Source organism: Pseudoalteromonas sp. SCSIO_11900 (assembly GCF_000576475.1).
Taxonomy (GTDB): Bacteria; Pseudomonadota; Gammaproteobacteria; order Enterobacterales; family Alteromonadaceae; genus Pseudoalteromonas; species Pseudoalteromonas tetraodonis.
In genome coordinates, this window is record NZ_KK070025.1 from 88,548 (window position 1) to 106,805 (window position 18,258).

Consider the following 18,258-nt stretch of genomic DNA (forward strand, 5'->3'; position numbering starts at 1 on the left):
CGTTGTTATTCTTGTAAAATGTACTTTATTTTACTTTTTATAATATCAATCGCAACGCGATTCATACCGCCTCGAGTCACAACTAAGTCAGCGTTATGCTTTGAAGGCTCAATAAATTGATAAAACATCGGTCTAACAGTTGCTTGATATTGCTCAACAACAGATTGTAATGTTCTGCCTCTTTGTTCCATGTCGCGTTGCATTCGGCGCATTAAACAAATATCCAATGGCGTATCTATAAACACCTTGATATCAAATTCTTTATTAAGCGCTTTATCGCTCAGTAATAAAATACCTTCTACAATGAGTATTTTAGCCGAAGCCACACGGCGCGTTTTATCGCTGCGTGTATGTTGGGCATAATCATAAGTTGGTACTTCAACAGAGTGGCCATTACGAAGTTGTGTTAAATGCTCAAGCATTAATTCGTGTTCAAATGCATCAGGATGGTCGTAATTCGTTTGCGTACGATGTGCCATCGGCAAATGCGATTGATCCTTGTAATAAGCATCTTCTTCAATAATGGCGATAGCGCCTGGTTCAAGCTCATTTACCAATTCATTGTAAATAGTTTGGCTAAATAGAGATTTGCCGGACGCCGATGCGCCTGCAATAGCTATAATAGTTCGTGTCACTAAAGTTCTCACCCACACAGAAGGATATATTGTTGGTAGATCACAATAGCAAAAAAGACACGATTAATCTCTTTTGCTTCGCTTAAGAGTGCAAATTTATAATGTTTAGGTTTTATGAAACAGGACTTATGTCCTGTACGGAAAATTCGAAGAGCAGATAAAGTAACCACCTAGAACAGATGTGAGGTCACAATGGCAAGAGCAATTATCTTAATGGCGGATAGTTTAGGAATTGGCGCAGCACCCGATGCAGATAAATTTGGTGATGTTGGTGCTAATACATTCGCACATTTACTCAAGGCATATTATGACGAGACTGGCAGTAAGCTTTCGCTTCCTAACCTTTCAAAATTAGGGTTAGTGGATGCATGTGAAGCCGCTGGTAAAGAACCCTGTTTAGTTGCTGAGCGGCATAAACCACAAGGTGCATGGGGTTACGCAAAAGAGCTTTCAAGCGGTAAAGACACGCCATCGGGTCATTGGGAAATGGCAGGCGTGCCAGTGTTATTTGATTGGGGTTACTTCCCTAAAACACAGCCGAGTTTCCCACAAGAATTTGTAGACGAGTTTATTGCTCGCACAGGTATTCCGGGTATTTTAGGCAATTGCCATGCCTCAGGTACCACGATTTTAGAGCAGCTAGGTGAAGAGCACGTAAAAACAGGTAAACCAATCTGTTACACCTCAGCTGACAGTGTGTTTCAAATAGCCGCGCATGAAGAATCATTCGGCCTAGAGAAGCTTTATCAAGTTTGCGAAATCGCACGGGCGCTGCTTGATGAAATGAATATAGGGCGAGTGATTGCGCGGCCATTTTTGGGTTCTAATAATCAAGATTTTGCCAGAACAGGTAATCGTCGTGATTATTCAGTATTACCGCCATCGCCAACATTGCTTGATGTACTTGCAAAAGACGGTGGCGAAGTTATCAGTATTGGTAAAATTTCAGATATTTATGCGCATCAAGGCATTACCCAAAAGCATAAAGCGCCAGGGTTGATGAACTTGCTAGAAAAAACCAGCGAAGTGGTGGCGACTGCGCCGGATCACAGTTTGATTTTTACCAATTTAGTTGATTTTGATGAAAAGTTTGGTCACCGCCGAAATCCTGTTGGCTATGCGAAAGCGCTCAAAGAGTTTGATGATTACTTACCCACTATTTTAGCGCAATTAAAGTCGGATGATTTATTAATGATCACCGCCGATCATGGCTGTGACCCGACCTTTCCAGGGTCTGAGCACACCCGTGAATATGTGCCGGTTATTGCTTATCAGCCAGGGATGAAAAATACCCCGCTGGGCGAACGCAATAGCTTTGCCGATATTGGCCAAACGCTTGCACAATGGTTTAACCTTGAAGCGTTAGAATATGGTGATGGCTTTATTGATAAGCTGAACACAGTTAAGTAACTTAAAAATACGCTCGCTATTTTTAAAGTAATAGGGCTTTTAGCCAAACAAAAGGAAAACAATCGATGAGTACTCCGCATATCAGTGCAAACGTAGGTGATTTTGCCGAAACAGTATTAATGCCAGGCGATCCGCTACGCGCACAATATATTGCTGAAAACTTTTTAGATGATGCAGTGCAAGTAACCGGCGTACGTAACATGTACGGTTTTACTGGAACTTACAAAGGTAAGCCAGTGAGCATTATGGGTTCTGGCATGGGCATTCCTTCAATGTCAATTTATGCTCGTGAGCTTATTGTCAGTTTTGGCGTTAAAAATATTATTCGTATAGGTACCTGTGGTGGTATCGGAAGCGATATTAAAATTCGCGACGTGATTTTTGCACAAGGTGCAAGCACAGATTCAAACGTAAATCGTGCCCGCGTTCGTGGTACTGACTTTGCTGCAATAGCTAACTTTGAATTACTTTTAAACGGCGTAAATGCAGCTAAAGATTTAGGTATCGATGCAAAAGTAGGTAATGTATTTACTACCGATACTTTTTATCAAGCAGACGACACGTTTTATAAAGATCTAGACAAACTAGGTGTACTCGCTGTTGATATGGAAACAGCTGGCTTATACGGCGTAGCAGCAGAATACGGCGCAAAAGCAATGGCATTATTTACCGTTAGTGATCATGTAATCACCGGCGAAGCAACACCTGCAGATGAGCGTCAAACCACGTTCAACGAAATGGTTAAAATTGCCCTAGAGTCAATTTAATTAACTATTTAAATAACCTGAACTTTGGTTAAGAGATTTACTATCCAGAGTTCAGGTTAAATACAGCAGTTCCTTGGTAACGTATTCACTAAGTTTTGGAGACACGCCCAAAGTGAAGTGAGACTAAACCCGCAAAGCCGCATTTTATGCGGCTTTTTTTATGCCTGAATTTAGGTGCCAGCACCGAGCTTCGGGCTACGGGCCACGGGTTTCGAGCTACGGGTTTTATGTTCCTAGGCTTCAGGTTCTAGGTTAAAGGTCAAAGGTTAAAGGTTAAAGGTTAAAGGTTAAAGGTTAAAGGTTTTAGCAGTAGCTCGCAGCTCGATACTCGAAACCCGTAGCCTTCTCTTTGTTCAAACAGTTTTAGTGAATTTTGCACAAAGAGGGCGAAGAGACGCTGCGCTTTTAGAGGAAAAAAGCAACTATCAGGGTGTAGCAGCGATTTTAGATCGTGTCAGATATGTATTTACCACCGAGAACACTGAGTTCACAGAGAAATGCTTAAAAAATACCAATTCACCTCTGTGTAGCGCGAAGCGCCTCGGAACCCTCTGTGGTGAAAAATTGTTTTTAGCAGTAAGTGCCTTTCGTAGCAGCGATTTTATATCGCGTCAGGTCTAGGATATTAAACACAAATGCGCGAGGTAAACTCCCGCCTACTGATATGGTTAACTTCTGAATTTACTGTAGGCGGAGCTTTATGCCGCGCAAGGTCATTATTCACAAAGAGGACAAAGAGACGCTGCGCTTTTAGAGGAAGAAAAACCTAAATATTGATCTGTAGCAGCAATTTTATATCGCGTCAGGTTAAAAATTATGGAGTAAATAAACGCGGGGTAAACCCGCTGCTACCAGTTTGATGTCTACACAAGCTCGCCACTCGAAGCTCGCCACTCGAAGCTCGCCACTCGCAGCTCGCCACTCGCAGCTCGCCACTCGAAGCTCGCCACTCGAAGCTCGTCACTCGAAGCTCGCTGCCTTCTCATTTATTTCCCTGTCAGTATTTATAACTTAATGCTAATGTTAAAGTTATAAAACTTGCTTTTAAAATGAACCACTTTAAAGTTTTAGCTGATAGCTGATAGCTGATAGCTGATAGCTGATAGCTGATAGCTGATAGCTGATAGCTGATAGCTGATAGCTGATAGCTGATAGCTGATAGCTGATAGCTGATAGCTGATAGCTGATAGCTGATAGCTGATAGCTGATAGCTGATAGCTGATAGCTGATAGCTGATAGCTGATAGCTAAAACACGTTTTACACTCTGGAGTAATTATGTCTAATTGGATTGATGCCACAGTAAAGTCAGTTAAATGGTGGAATGAATCGTTATTTAGCTTAACGGTTAACGCCGATGTAGAACCGTTTAAAGCAGGGCAATTTACAAAGCTCTCTATTATGGACGGTGAAAAACGCATTGCTCGTGCTTACTCGTATGTTAACGCACCAGATGATCCAAATTTAGAATTTTATTTAATTAATGTAGTCGATGGCCAATTGTCATCGCATTTAGCACAACTTACCCCAGGTGACACTGTACTAATGGAGCGTCGTGCTAGCGGTTTTTTTACCCTTGACGAAGTGCCAGCGAGTGAACAACTTTGGATGCTTAGCACCGGCACCGCCATTGGCCCGTTTTTATCTATATTGCAGCAAAGTGAGGTATGGCAAAAATACAAACATATCAACTTAGTGCATGGGGTACGGCAAAATAGCGATTTAAGCTATCAGGAGCTTATTAACAAACTAATAAAATCACACCCTAGTCAACTGAACTATATTCCGGTTGTTAGCCGTGAGATGCCTTTACAAGGCTTAGCAGGCAGAATTACCACTGTGATTGAAAACAACGCTTTATATGAGCACGTGGGGTTATACGCTACACCAAATAACGCCCAATTTATGCTGTGTGGTAATCCGCAAATGGTTAAAGACACTACAGAGTTATTATTGGCTCAAAATTATAAGCGTAATCGTCGAAAAGAGCCGGGACATATCACGGTTGAGCAGTATTGGTAGCGAGCTATAACGTTATAATAACTATCTCATGAGGGTAAAATTTGCTATGTTGCGCTTTAATTGTATTTAGTCTTCGTACTTAGGAAATCCATGAAATCTTTATTTATTATTTGTGCCTGTTTATTGGCCGCTTTCACATTTAACAGTCATGCTATAGAGCAATCAACATCGCTGAACGAGACTAAACAAACACAGCAAAAAAATGCAGCGCAACAGCAAGACGCGCTTGATACATTAAGCCAAGAGGCTAATACACCAAAAAAGCCAGTTGTTGAGAAAGTTAAAGCCGATGACTCTCAAGTACTTGGCAGCGAATCAACAAAGCCGGTTCAGCAGCCTAAAAGTAAAGTAGATAAAGCACAAGCTGTTGCGCAAGCTGAGCAAGCGGTTACACAAGCAAAAGAAGCACTCACAGCAAGGCAACAAGCCAAAGCAAAACAGTCGCGCGAGTCACTGGCTGTTGTTGAGCAATTAGTAAATGCTTACAACGCACGTAACATTGAAGAATTTATTCGCATGTATGATGAAGATGTTGAGTTTTATATTTTCCCGAATGAGCTATTATTTAAAGGTAAAGAAAAATTAATTGCGCGTTATGGCATTATGTTTAAAAAGCTAAAGTGTCTTCACTCATCACCTATTAAGCGTATTGTGCATGGTGACATTGTGATTGACCATGAGCTATCAGAAACCTGCTCGAACGATCCGAACGTGATAGATAAACGTTCAGAGCTTATTTCAAGCTATCAAATTAAAGATGGCAAAGTGGTTAGGGTATTATTTTTTAGGTAATTCTTAATTATGCAGCTAAGTGACGAGAAAAAAATTCGTGTAATGTATCGTGTAGAGCCCGGCTGTTTAGGCCCTGAGGGCGCAGGCCACATTGAAGACTTTTGTCGCTTTGCGAACAAGCATATTAAGTCGCCTTATTATGCGCAGTTATTATTTTTACCTCGATACGACAAGCAAAAAGATGAGCGGCAATACAGCGTTAAAAACCGCAACTTATCTCAAGTGCAGGCTAAAGCGTATTTAAATCATTTTGAAATCAACATAGAAGACTTTGAAGAGCAGCTCGACGAGCTGCTTACTAAAGCAATAGATTTGTACTTTAAACGCTAAGCTCTATTGACCTTTGTAGATTGATATGAGTTTAATCTAGAGGCAGTTTAATTGCGGCTCGAGGCTCTAACCTAGTGGGGTCGATAACTGCGCCTAAGTGATTCTACTGGCTTACATCCTTGTAATAATAAGTAAAAACTGAGCAAAACTTTTGCGTTCTGCTCACGCTTTTTACCACCCTCCCTGTAGGCTACGAAGTTTAGGCTTCGTTTGAAACTATCGCATTAAAGCTATCGTTATCATGCAGGCTGGCAAAGGCACTTTCATGAAGTAGCTCGTTTCGTAAGTTGGGTGAGTATTCAAGCGACATTTTTATATCGGCTAGAGCATCTGCATGCTCATGCGTTAAAGCATACGCACAGGCGCGCTGCCAGTATGCGTAACCATAGTCGCTATCTATATCAATTGCTTGATTACAAAGCTCAATAGCTTGCTCAGTCTCATTTAATTCTAGTAAAGCATCCGCTTTGTAGGCAATGGCTTCTACATCTTCTGGTTTACGTTTTAAAATTTCATCGAATATTTCAATTTTATTCGCAATATCACTTTCAAGGTTGGCTCGCATCCATAACGAATGAACTTCATTAGTGATTGATATGCGTTCTTGGTTACTGAGTATTTCTTCAGAGCGTACTCGCAGTTTTTCTTCTAATATTTTCAAGCGATCTTCATATTCATCAGTAATAACACTCACTCGGGTGTTTACTATATCTTCTACTTTGTTCTTTACATCACGTAACGAGTTCCAACCTACTAAAACTAAAATAGACGCGGTGGCGGTAATAATAAAAAATACATTATTAATGGTATCTGTGGTGTAGGTAAGCGCCCGATCGGCGGTGTCTAACTGTGTATGCGTAACTTGTTTGGTCACGTCTTCACGCAGTTTTTGTTGATCTTGGCGTACCGACTTTAATTCGTCGAGAATATAACGTTCAAGTAATGGTTTGTACAAAGGGGCTTCTAGCTGTGCTAATTCACGCTGTTGTTGCTCGTTGAGTGCTGCGGTGTTTTTATCAGCAGCTTGCACCGCAGATGAAAAAACACCACTAAATACAATAAATAGTAAAAAATAAAAACGCATTGATATGCCTAGTTAAAAAATTAGTTAATCGCTTTGTTAACTTTAACATGCGCACATCATTGGTACTAGGGTGAGGATAGGGAAGCTGGAATTAACTCAAAATCTTTTATTACAGGCAAAAAAAATCCAGCCCAAGGTGGGCTGGAAAAAACTACATCAACATATCAAGGGAATAATAGGAGATAGGTGCTATTGTATGTTTGCCTACCTGAATTTTTACTTAACTAAATTCAAATAGATAAAAATTAGAAAGAAATAAAGGTGCATAAGTAACTTATACACCTTTTATAACTATAATTTCATGGCGAAGGGGGGTATTCCACTGTGCACTTAAGAAAACCTAAGTCACTTTCAAACCCTTCAGCGGACATTACGTGGCTATTTTTAATAACGATCATCTATTTTATAAAAAGTTTTAATATTTATTTACGCTAAGCACAAACATTGGCAGCATCATCATATTTATAAATGAGATTAATCGTTTTAAAGCATTGCTTTTCCCTAGCGTATCAAATCAGCTACACGTATATTGAATAAGCAGAAACCATAAACGTCATTCATTAAAATAATAGCGCTCCCAATTGGTGAATGCCAAAAGCAGTAAGCATGGGCGTTTTTACTTATATTTAAAAAGGAGCTCAATATGGATAATTCTAAAGCGGGTAAATGCCCGGTTATGCACGGCAGTAATACTACAACCGAAAACACCAATACAGATTGGTGGCCAAACTCACTTAATTTAGACATTCTTCATCAGCACGATAGCAAAACCAGCCCCTACGACAGCGACTTTAATTACGCCGACGCGTTTAATTCACTCGACCTAGAAGCACTTAAAACCGATTTAAAAGATTTAATGACTCAAAGCCAACCTTGGTGGCCAGCTGATTGGGGGCACTATGGAGGCCTGATGATCCGTATGGCATGGCACTCTGCGGGCTCGTACCGTTTAGCTGATGGTCGAGGCGGTGGTGGTACCGGTAATCAACGTTTTGCACCACTTAATTCGTGGCCAGATAATGCCAACCTAGATAAAGCGCGCCGTTTATTATGGCCAATTAAAAAGAAATATGGCAACAAGCTTTCATGGGCCGATTTAATTATTTTAGCCGGTAATATGGCGTACGAATCAATGGGATTAAAAACCTTTGGTTTTGCCGGTGGCCGTGAAGATATTTGGCATCCAGAAAAAGACGTTTATTGGGGCGCAGAAAAAGAATGGCTTGCGCCAAGTGATGAGCGATATACCCAAGTTGATAAACCCGATACCATGGAAAACCCATTAGCGGCAGTGCAAATGGGTTTAATTTACGTAAACCCAGAAGGGGTAAATGGTAAACCTGACCCACTTAAAACCGCAGAACAAGTGCGCGAAACCTTTGCACGTATGGCAATGAACGATGAAGAAACCGCAGCGCTAACGGTCGGTGGCCATACAGTAGGTAAAACGCATGGTAACGGCAAAGAAGAAAACTTAGGCCCAGAGCCAGAAGCCGCCGATGTGCACGAGCAAGGCCTTGGCTGGAATAACCATAAAACCCGTGGCATTGGCCGCGATACCATGACCTCAGGTATTGAAGGCGCATGGACAACCTACCCAACTAAATGGGACAACGGTTATTGTAAACTGCTGCTTAATTACGAGTGGGAGCTAACCAAAAGTCCTGCTGGTGCTCATCAGTGGGAGCCGATTAATATTAAAGAAGAAGATAAACCCGTCGATGTGGAAGACCCATCGATTCGTTTAAACCCAATAATGACCGATGCCGACATGGCAATGAAGCTCGACCCAGCGTACCGTAAAATTATTGAGCGTTTTAATGACGATTTTGAGTACTTTACTGACGTATTTGCCCGCGCATGGTTTAAGTTAACCCACCGTGATTTAGGGCCAAAATCACGTTATTTGGGCGCCGATGTACCCAGTGAAGATTTAATTTGGCAAGATCCTATTCCTGCAGTTAATTACACCCTAAGCGACGCTGAAATAACCGATTTAAAAGCGAAGCTACTTAATTGTGGATTAAGTGAAACCGACTTAATTAATACCGCATGGGATAGCGCACGTACTTATAGAGGCTCCGATCACCGTGGTGGTGCAAATGGCGCCCGTATTCGCCTTGCTCCGCAAAATAACTGGCAAGGTAACGAGCCTGCACGTTTAGCTAAAGTACTTAGCGCACTTGAAACACTGCAAGCGAGTTTAACTAAGCCTGTTAGTATGGCCGATTTAATTGTACTTGGCGGCACCGCTGCGGTTGAGCAAGCGGCTAAAAAGGCAGGAGTAGATATAACCGTACCGTTTGCCCCTGGGCGTGGCGATGCTAGTGATGATATGACCGACGCAGAGTCATTCGATCCATTAGAACCCATTCATGACGGTTTTAGAAATTGGCTGAAAAAAGACTATGCTGTATCCGCCGAGGAGCTATTACTAGAGCGCAGCCAATTAATGGGCTTAACCGCACCAGAAATGAGCGTATTACTTGGTGGTATGCGCGTACTAGGTACTAACTATGGCAATAGTGAACATGGCGTATTTACCGATAACGTAGGCGTACTCAGTAACGACTTTTTTGTTAATTTAACCGACATGAACAACCGCTGGGAGCCTGCAGCTAAAGGCGAGTACAACATAGTCGACCGCGCTAGTGGTAAAACTAAGTACACGGCTACGCGGGTTGATTTAGTATTTGGTTCAAACTCAATACTCCGTGCACTGGCAGAGTTTTATGCTCAAGACGATAACAAAACTCGTTTTGTACACGACTTTGTCGCCGCATGGGTAAAAGTGATGAACGCCGACCGGTTTGATATTAAATAAACCTAAGTAAAATTTAAAAAGGAGCAGCAATGCTCCTTTTTTTATATTACTTAAAGGTTAAAGGTTAAAGGTTACGAGCTGCGAGGTGCGAGGCGCGGGTATAGCTCAATGACCTTGGCCTGACGCGATATAAAATCGCTGCTACTAAGAATTATCACCACGTAGCAGCGGGTTTACCCCGCGTTTTTGTGTTTAATAACCTAGGCCTGACGCGATATAAAATCGCTGCTACCAAGAATTATCACCACGTAGCAGCGGGTTTACCCCGCGTTTTTGTGTTTAATGACCTAGGCCTAAGTAAAATTTAAAAAGGAGCAGCAATGCTCCTTTTTTTATATTATTTGAAAGTTACGAGCTGCGGGCAACGGGCAACGGGCTGAGAGACGCGGGTAAAATGCAGCGCCTCATAACCTTCAGTGGTAAATAAATCACTTAAAAGTTATTTGCACAAAGAGCAAAGAATGAGTGCAAATGAGCAAAAAAACACAGCCTTTCTTTGCTTTTTTATAAATAAATTACTAATTGCGTTTTAATTAATACTAAGCATAATTTTGGCGAACCCCGAACCCCGAACCCCGAACCCCGAACCCCGAACCCCGAACCCCGAACCCCGAACCCCGAACCCCGAACCCCGAACCCCGAACCCCGAACCCCGAACCCCGAACCCCGAACCCCGAACCCCGAACCCCGAACCCCGAATCCCGAAATACAGGCACAAAAAAACGGCGCTTAAACAAGCCCCGCTTTTAAATGGTTTAGGCTATTTCTTCAACCTTTAACCTAGCACTTAAGCTACTTTTTTCTCTTCTATGCTCGCAAGGTATTCATCAAACGTGCCTTGGAAGTCAATTACCTGCTTGTCTTTAATATCAACAATACGGGTTGCCAGTGACGATACAAACTCACGGTCGTGACTTACAAAAATAAGCGTGCCTTTGAAGTCTTTTAGCGCATTGTTTAGCGCTTCAATGGCTTCCATATCCATGTGGTTAGTTGGTTCATCCATTATCAGTACGTTAACGTCTTGCATCATTAATTTACCAAATAACAAACGGTTTTTTTCACCACCTGAACAGTTACGGGCTTTTTTATTTGCATCGTCTGCGGTAAACAATAAGCGGCCTAACATACCACGTACCATTAAATCGTTGTGCTTAGCGGTACGCCATTGCGACATCCAATCAAATAAGGTTAAATCGTTATCAAAATCTTTGGTGCTGTCTTGTGGGCAATAACCAAACGTGGCGTTTTCTGACCACTTAACTTCGCCCTCATTGCTTTTAAGCTCGTTAACTAAACAGCGTAAAAAGGTGGTTTTACCCACGCCGTTTTCGCCGATAACCGCCAATTTAGCACCGGCTTCGAGTAGTAAATCGCCACCGGTAAATAACGTTTCGCCATCAAATCCATGGCCAAGCTTGGTTAGCTCAAGCGCTTGGCGATACATTTTTTTGCCCTCATCAAAGCTCAGTGATGGGCTCATACGACTCGATGCTTTAACGTCATCAAGCTTTATTTTTTCCATTTTTTTAGCACGCGAACTGGCTTGTTTTGCCTTAGACGCGTTAGCCCCAAAACGGTTAACAAAGTCTTGAAGCTCGTCTATTTCAGCGCTCTTTTTAGCGTTTTCGGCAAGTAATTGCTCACGTTGTAAGCCTGAAGCTTCAAGGTATTTTTCGTAGTTACCTGGGTAAATACGCAGCTCACCGTAATCAATATCGGCCATGTGGGTACATACCGAGTTTAAAAAGTGACGGTCATGGGAAATAATGATCATGGTACATTTACGTTGGTTAAGCTCATTCGCAAGCCACGTAATAGTATGAATGTCTAAGTTATTGGTAGGCTCATCAAGTAGCAAAATATCAGGGTTTGCAAATAACGCCTGTGCTAACAGCACACGTAATTTCCAACCTGGGGCTACGTTTGCCATTAAGCCATAATGAAACTCTTTATCGATACCCGCATCAAGCAGAATTTCTTCTGCGCGACTTTCTGCTGTGTAACCGTCCATTTCAGCAAAAACGCTTTCAAGCTCGGCCACTTTCATGCCGTCTTCTTCGCTCATTTCAGGCAAAGAGTAAATACGGTCGCGCTCTTGCTTTACTTTCCAAAGCTCAACGTCGCCCATAATTACCGCATCAACCACGCTGTATTGCTCAAATGCAAATTGGTCTTGGCTTAGGTTACCCACTTTAAGGCCCGGCGTAATCGACACATTACCCGAGGTAGGTGCCAATGCCCCACTTAAAATTTTCATAAAGGTCGACTTACCACAGCCGTTAGCGCCAATTAAACCATAACGGTTACCGTTGCCAAATTTAGCTGAAATGTTTTCAAACAACGGCTCTGCGCCAAACTGCATCGTAATATTTGCGGTGGAGATCAAAAAAAGGTGTCCTAGAAAAATACTGACAGGGTTATGGGCGCAGCAGGTGCGAAAATAGACCAGGCAATAGGTGTAAATAAGGCGGCAAATTATACAGGTCAAGTATACTAAAGGCTAGCCTATTTAAACGCTAACATACGTGATTGTTTTTAAGTGCGACTTTATTGTGGTAAAAATATCAAAAAAGAGTGAGTTATGTCGCCTACAAAAATTCGCAGTGAAGTTATAAAACTTAGTAAGTTAAGTGTAAAGCAGCCAGACTATGACTTCATTCAGGGTTACTTTTTAAGATTAGGCTTACTGCCCGACATAATAACGCCCACTAAATGCAGCTTGTTTTGGCTGAGAAAAAGTAAATGAAAAAAGTGAAAGGTTGAAATGAAAGGTTACGAGCGGCGGGCTTCGAGCGACGAGTAGCGAACACAGCCTAGCGCCTTTGGCTTTCTCATTCAGCGCAGCGCCTCTTTTTCCTCTGTGGTGAATAAATAAATTAAAACATAAACTGGTAGCTGCGGGTTTACCCCGCGTCTCTATGTTTAATGACCTAAATCTGACGCGATATAAAATCGCTGCTACAGAATAATATTTGGCTTTTTTATTTCCTCTTTCAGCGCAGCGCCTCTTCTTCCTCTGTGGTGAATAAATAAAGTAAAACATAAACTGGTAGCAGCGGGTTTACCCCGCGTCTCTATGCTTAATGACCTAAATCTGACGCGATATAAAATCGCTGCTACAGAATAATATTTGGCTTTTTTATTTCCTCATTCAGCGCAGCGCCTCTTTTTCCTCTGTGGTGAATAAATAAATTAAAACATAAACTGGTAGCTGCGGGTTTACCCCGCGTCTCTATGTTTAATGACCTAAATCTGACGCGATATAAAATCGCTGCTACAGAATAATATTTGGCTTTTTTATTTCCTCTTTCAGCGCAGCGCCTCTTCGCTCTCTTTGTAGAAAGTTCACTTGAGAGCAAATTGCACAAAGAGAAATAAATGATGGTAAACGAGATGAAAAAAGCAGGGGCTTTGGGTAACGGGTCTGCGTAAACAACCTAGCGTCTTTTATCTAGCGCTTCTTTAGTGAATACATCATTTAAAATCAACTTCCACAAATAAGCATGCATTATCGGTTTTAGTGTTCAGTATAAAATAGATAAGTTATGATTATCTTAGTTTTTACTAATGGTTTTTTGTTTTGAGCAATAATGTTTTTCAACAAATAGTTAATTACTTGCAGAAAAATAGCGACATTGAAGTGGTGTGGCTGTATGGCTCTCACGCCAAAGGTACAGCGCAACCTCATAGTGATATTGATCTGGCGATCGCTTTTAAAAATTTTGACCTTAGCTCTTTTGATAAACGACTAAGGCCAAAAGAGCTCGAATTAGAAATCAGTAATGAACTTAGTTTAAACGAACAGCTTATTTCAATCGTTGATATAAACTTAATCCCCAGTTACCTTGCATTCAATATCGTGGAATACGGGGAGGCAATTTTAGGTAAAAATAGCCTTAGAGCGATGAGAGAGCAGCAGCGTATTTATAGCCAGTTTGAATTTGAGATGATAGCGAGTAACCATGACTGATACAGGAATAGCGCTTTATATAAGAGAAGTAACACGACATATTGATGAATATATGCAAGAGCTCGACGAATTAAGCCAAGTAGATCAACTTAATAATAGAGACTATCGTGCCGCAGAGCGTTTGCTACAGTTAATGACAGAAGTATGTATTAGCTTATCTAAACATTGGCTTAAAAAGTATAAAAATACGACAAGCAGTAACGCCTACCAAACATTTAGCGAACTAACTCAACTCGGTGCTTTAACTGATAATGAGTTGCTTTCATGGCGTAAAATAATCGGTTTACGAAATGCGCTTGTGCATGATTATTTGAATATAGATCAGGAAATTGTGAAGACGATTATTAAAAACCAACATTATGTAACTATGCACTTGTTTAGCCAAAAAGCGATGGCCGAATTAGCAAGCTAATTTAGATTAAAGGTGGAAGAGTAAAAGTTCACGAGCGGTGGGTATGAGGTTTTCTATTGCTTATTCTCTTTGTGAAACTTGTAAGCTTAGAGCTTGCTCGCGCGAAAGGACTTAACGTTTGAATGTTGGGTTATAAATAAACAGTAAGGGTAAGCCGCAATTTAATCGAGGCTATAAATGCGTTTAATTGCAGCCTTGTTATTTTTAATCAGGCGATTAATTACCGCGACTTCGTCAAGCGTTATCGTTTTTTTACTCATCATAAAATGTACGCCATTAACATTAATAGCTGGCGCTGTTTTTACCGGTAAAATTGTGTTGTAGCGTTTAGCAAAATATTTTGCAACAACAGAGTCGTCAATCACGTAATCAACGCGCTTTTTGTTAAGCATGCCAAAGCGCGTATACGCTTCGCTGGTAAGTACTATTTGGTTGGGGTAGTGTTTTCTTATTTTTTCAAACTCAGCGCCAAAATAGCTGCCACGGTTAATCGCAACCGTGGCGCCATTTTCAAAAAGAGTGACCAAATCAACCACATTTTTAGCGTTTTTATGCTTATAAAGCAGCATAATTTCATCGCGATAAACATCAGTAAAATAGGAGTACTCGGCGCGCGCTTTTGTATAACTTGCCGCAAAGGTAATATCAATATGGCCAGTTTTTAGCTCTTGCTGAACCCGCGATAAGCTCGGAAAATAAACCCACTCAATACAAAAAGGCGAATTTTTAAAAACAGCGTTAACCGTATCCACCTCTGCGCCTACAAAGGTATTACCCTGCTTAATTAAATAAGGTGGCCAGTTGTTTTCATTTGTGCCTACTTTAAGCGTTTTAAAGCAAGCAAATACGTCACAGCTGCTAAGCAGTAATACAACAAAAGCGACTTTAAGCATTTTATTACTCTAAAAAATGACTACAGCTAAGTATATACACTAGCTGGCAGATTTATCCCGCTTGTAATAAATTAAGAGCGCGCAGTGCAGCAATAAATGACTAGGTTGTTGGTAGCTCAGTAAAAACAAATACGGGGGCTTAAGAGCCGACACTAACTTTTAAACGCTGGTAAGCTTATAGGCTTGAATAAGCGTTTATCAAGCCGTTAGACTGTAGGGTAAATAACAGCCATTTTTTTAGTGTGGGCTAAGGTAAGAGTTTGATTATCGCATTGGCGATGGCAACCAAAAAGCGAATAAGCTGCAAATAAACTAATTCATTTATGAATTTAGGGAATCCGTCAGCACACCCCATATGGTGTAGATACTCAGCTACAAAAGCCAATCATACCAATAATTATTCATCAATTACTCAATCAAAGTTGTAGTTTTTTTCTATTGAGCAATGAAGAGCGCTTTATGGACCTTATTTTTATAACCTAAATACTTTCAATAGCATAGAGCTATTAGGTAAAAGTGTAAATAACATGATTTTATAACATTAAACTGTGCTTTTTTATAATAAAAACATACTGCTTAGGGCGTATATATTGCCGTAGCTCTATATTTTTAAATGTTGATACTGTAGATTAGTTATAAATGAATACCAGATTAATAAATAAACCAAGGAGCGGTGAATTTAGTGCCTACTAAAACACTCAATTACTACAATCAAAACGCACAAAGCTTCAGTGACTCAACGCTGAACGTTGATATGTCGGCGCTTTACGCTGAGTTTTTACCGCTTATCCCTAAACACGGCCATATATTAGATGCAGGCTGCGGTAGCGCCCGCGATGCCATGTATTTTAAACAGCAAGATTTTACTGTTAGCGCATTTGACGCAAGTCCCGAGCTTGCAAAGTTAGCCAGTAATTACTTACAACAAGCCGTAGAGGTTAAAACCTTTCAGCAGCTTAATTGTACCAATAAGTACGATGGCATTTGGTGTTGCGCCAGCTTATTGCACGTTCCAAAAGTAGAGTTACCGCAGGTGTTTTTAAAGCTGCAAAATGCCCTAAAACCAAACGGAGTTTTGTATGTGTCGTTTAAATATGGCACGCAAGAACGCGTGTACAATGGCCGCGAATTTACCGATTTAAATGAGGATGGCCTAACTGCGCTAATTACCCACCATACCGAGCTTAAAATACTAAAACAATGGCAAACGGTCGACCAACGACCAGAGCGCGAAAGCGAAGTGTGGCTTAATGCCCTAATTAAAGCAGTGCCTGTTTTATGATGAGCGCAATGCAACAACAACTCGACTTTATTGCGTATATTCAACGCATGCTGGTTGAGGGCGATTTTAGTGCAACCTACAAATTTGCATTGCTGCATGCGCTGGCTGATGTATGTGTTGAACAGCCACTTCAGTCAGAGCAAAGTGAATTGGTCATAGAACTTCCAACTCTTGCTGACAAACTCATCACTTTGTATTGGCATCATGCAATGCCGTTTCCCTCAGAGCATACTGGTGAAAGTGCATTGCTTTTACAAAATACCGGTGCGCAATCAAAAGTAATTAGCGTATTGTTTGAATGCCAACAAAACAATATTCGTAACTTACGCCAGCTAAAGCAAAGTGGTTTTTACAAGTCGACTTTTAATGCTGCTATGGCCACATTAAAAAGTGGCCCACTTTGGCGCTTACAAATACTTGCCAAGCAAGAAGAGTGCTTTTTATATCCGCACACTAAAAGCTCTAAATACATTACTTTGAATGCAGGCATTGCTAGTTGTTTTAGGCGTTTTTACGATCTAGTAACGTATTTAGCTAAAAATGCTTGGCTACAAAAAATTCAAAGCATAAAGCACAACCAAACACTTATTGGCCCGCAAAGCCAACTGCATGACTTTTTATTTGGCTTTGACCGCAATGCACTCACCAAAGCAAAACCTGTTTTAATTGATCTGCAATCAAACAGCTGTTTTTATTGCCAAAAGCCAATGAAAAACGATGTTGAAGTCGATCACTTTATACCGTTTTCCCGCTACGCTAACGACTTAGGCCATAATTTTGTGGCAGCGCATCGCACATGTAATAACAATAAACGTGACTTTTTAGCCGCGCAACAGCACCGCGAGCGCTGGCAAAACCAAAATTTGGTTGTTAACAGCCAAATTATTAGCAATGAGCTAAGTGCGTATTTTCACTGCGATGCTGACAAATCTCTCGCTGTAAGCAATTGGGCTTACCAAGTAGCGCAAGCAAACAGCGCAAAATTGTGGCTTGGACATAAAGATCATTTTGAACAGGCAAAACCAACTGCTGAGATAGTGGCTTTCCCGCAAGCAAAACAACCTGAGTTAGCTCAAGTTGCTGAACCTGCCGTTAGTTTAAAATCAGATGATAACGCATTAAAACTGCCGTACTTCCCTAATATTAAAATTGCCTGCGGACATTTTAAAACTGGTGATAGCAGCGATGTTGAATATTTAGACGCACCACTTGGCGCGGGCAAGCTCGACCCACAAGTACACTTTTTAGCGCATGCGTCGGGTAATTCTATGAATGGCGGTAAGCACCCAATACTTGATGGTGATTTACTGCTACTTGAACTTATAACTTCCGATAGAGCCGGATCGCTACGTGGCCAAATAGTCGCAATAGAGCGAGATGATATAAGCGGGGAAGGGCAGTATTTACTGCGCAAAGTTAATAAATTACCCAATGGGCAATATGAGCTAATTGCTCAAAACCCAGATTACGAAGTAATGATTGCAGATGAAAGCATGCGAACGTTCGCGCGGTTTAAACAAGTGGTTTTGTAGTCGCGATTTTATATCGCGCTATTGCCTGTAGGCGATGAGCTTGCTCGCGTTTTGTAGACGCGCAGCTTGCTGGCGTTAAAAGCGAAGCTTTTTGAATAGCTATTTTGCGTGAGAGCTTTAGGGATCTAATAACCTCTATTCGAGGTTTTATCGCGTTGGCGATGGCAACCAAAGGGCGGCTGCCGCCGACCGCCCTTTGGAATCCCACGGCGCACCCGAGGATCACACTGTATCTTCAACTTACGTTAATGATGTGAACGTAACCAGCGTAGATAGGCCATCCATGGCCAAGCTACGCTTTGTA

General features: G+C 41.3%; 14 protein-coding genes. 10 read left to right on the forward strand and 4 right to left on the reverse strand.

Annotation, left to right across the window (positions count from 1 at the left end; translation table 11 throughout):
• Positions 1–5: 5 nt before the first annotated feature.
• Complete coding sequence (gene udk / locus BG00_RS14720; protein WP_008110733.1) at positions 6–635, reverse strand: uridine kinase; 630 nt, start codon at positions 633–635, stop codon at positions 6–8.
• Between the two features lie 192 nt (positions 636–827).
• Here udk and BG00_RS14725 point away from each other — a divergent pair, with 192 nt between their 5' ends.
• The 5 genes from BG00_RS14725 to BG00_RS14750 all read left to right on the forward strand — a co-directional run bounded on the left by BG00_RS14725 (position 828) and on the right by BG00_RS14750 (position 5,954).
• Complete coding sequence (locus tag BG00_RS14725) at positions 828–2,045, forward strand: phosphopentomutase (RefSeq protein WP_036983619.1); 1,218 nt, start codon at positions 828–830, stop codon at positions 2,043–2,045.
• Positions 2,046–2,110: 65 nt separating this feature from the next.
• Positions 2,111–2,812, forward strand: a complete 702-nt coding sequence (gene deoD / locus BG00_RS14730) for a purine-nucleoside phosphorylase (protein WP_036955453.1) — start codon at positions 2,111–2,113, stop codon at positions 2,810–2,812.
• 1,276 nt (positions 2,813–4,088) lie between these two features.
• The gene (locus BG00_RS14740) at positions 4,089–4,832 is read left to right on the forward strand and encodes a ferredoxin--NADP reductase (protein ID WP_036983620.1); all 744 of its coding nucleotides are present in this window, start codon (positions 4,089–4,091) and stop codon (positions 4,830–4,832) included.
• Between the two features lie 90 nt (positions 4,833–4,922).
• The gene (locus tag BG00_RS14745) at positions 4,923–5,624 is read left to right on the forward strand and encodes a nuclear transport factor 2 family protein (protein ID WP_036983623.1); all 702 of its coding nucleotides are present in this window, start codon (positions 4,923–4,925) and stop codon (positions 5,622–5,624) included.
• Positions 5,625–5,633: 9 nt separating this feature from the next.
• A complete protein-coding gene (locus tag BG00_RS14750; RefSeq protein ID WP_036983624.1) occupies positions 5,634–5,954 on the forward strand; it encodes a hypothetical protein in 321 nt (106 codons plus the stop codon).
• Between the two features lie 199 nt (positions 5,955–6,153).
• Here the strand turns inward: BG00_RS14750 and BG00_RS14755 are convergent, their stop codons facing one another.
• Complete coding sequence (locus tag BG00_RS14755; RefSeq protein WP_036983625.1) at positions 6,154–7,038, reverse strand: tetratricopeptide repeat protein; 885 nt, start codon at positions 7,036–7,038, stop codon at positions 6,154–6,156.
• A 643-nt stretch (positions 7,039–7,681) separates the two neighbouring features.
• Between BG00_RS14755 and katG the strand changes: the two genes are divergently transcribed.
• Positions 7,682–9,862 carry a catalase/peroxidase HPI gene (gene katG / locus BG00_RS14760; protein ID WP_036983627.1) on the forward strand — a complete coding sequence of 727 codons (2,181 nt, stop codon included), beginning with the start codon at positions 7,682–7,684 and terminating at the stop codon, positions 9,860–9,862.
• A gap of 787 nt (positions 9,863–10,649) precedes the next feature.
• Here the strand turns inward: katG and BG00_RS14765 are convergent.
• Positions 10,650–12,251, reverse strand: a complete 1,602-nt coding sequence (locus tag BG00_RS14765; RefSeq protein WP_081762926.1) for an ABC-F family ATPase — start codon at positions 12,249–12,251, stop codon at positions 10,650–10,652.
• Between the two features lie 1,194 nt (positions 12,252–13,445).
• Here BG00_RS14765 and mntA point away from each other — a divergent pair.
• Together mntA and hepT are read left to right on the forward strand one after the other, a co-directional pair.
• The gene (gene mntA, locus BG00_RS14775) at positions 13,446–13,835 is read left to right on the forward strand and encodes a type VII toxin-antitoxin system MntA family adenylyltransferase antitoxin (protein WP_036983630.1); all 390 of its coding nucleotides are present in this window, start codon (positions 13,446–13,448) and stop codon (positions 13,833–13,835) included.
• Positions 13,828–14,247: a type VII toxin-antitoxin system HepT family RNase toxin gene (gene hepT, locus BG00_RS14780; RefSeq protein ID WP_036983632.1), complete on the forward strand. Its 420-nt coding sequence runs from the start codon at positions 13,828–13,830 to the stop codon at positions 14,245–14,247. The genes mntA and hepT overlap by 8 nt, the downstream gene beginning before the upstream one ends.
• A 161-nt stretch (positions 14,248–14,408) precedes the next feature.
• On the opposite strand, the gene BG00_RS14785 is transcribed toward hepT, so the two are convergent.
• Positions 14,409–15,140, reverse strand: a complete 732-nt coding sequence (locus BG00_RS14785) for a substrate-binding periplasmic protein (RefSeq protein ID WP_036983636.1) — start codon at positions 15,138–15,140, stop codon at positions 14,409–14,411.
• Between the two features lie 682 nt (positions 15,141–15,822).
• On the opposite strand from BG00_RS14785, the gene BG00_RS14790 reads away from it, so the two are divergent.
• Together BG00_RS14790 and BG00_RS14795 are read left to right on the forward strand one after the other, a co-directional pair.
• Positions 15,823–16,422: a class I SAM-dependent methyltransferase gene (locus BG00_RS14790; RefSeq protein WP_036984059.1), complete on the forward strand. Its 600-nt coding sequence runs from the start codon at positions 15,823–15,825 to the stop codon at positions 16,420–16,422.
• Positions 16,419–17,954 carry a S24 family peptidase gene (locus BG00_RS14795; RefSeq protein ID WP_036983638.1) on the forward strand — a complete coding sequence of 512 codons (1,536 nt, stop codon included), beginning with the start codon at positions 16,419–16,421 and terminating at the stop codon, positions 17,952–17,954. The genes BG00_RS14790 and BG00_RS14795 overlap by 4 nt, the downstream gene beginning before the upstream one ends.
• Positions 17,955–18,258: the final 304 nt, after the last annotated feature.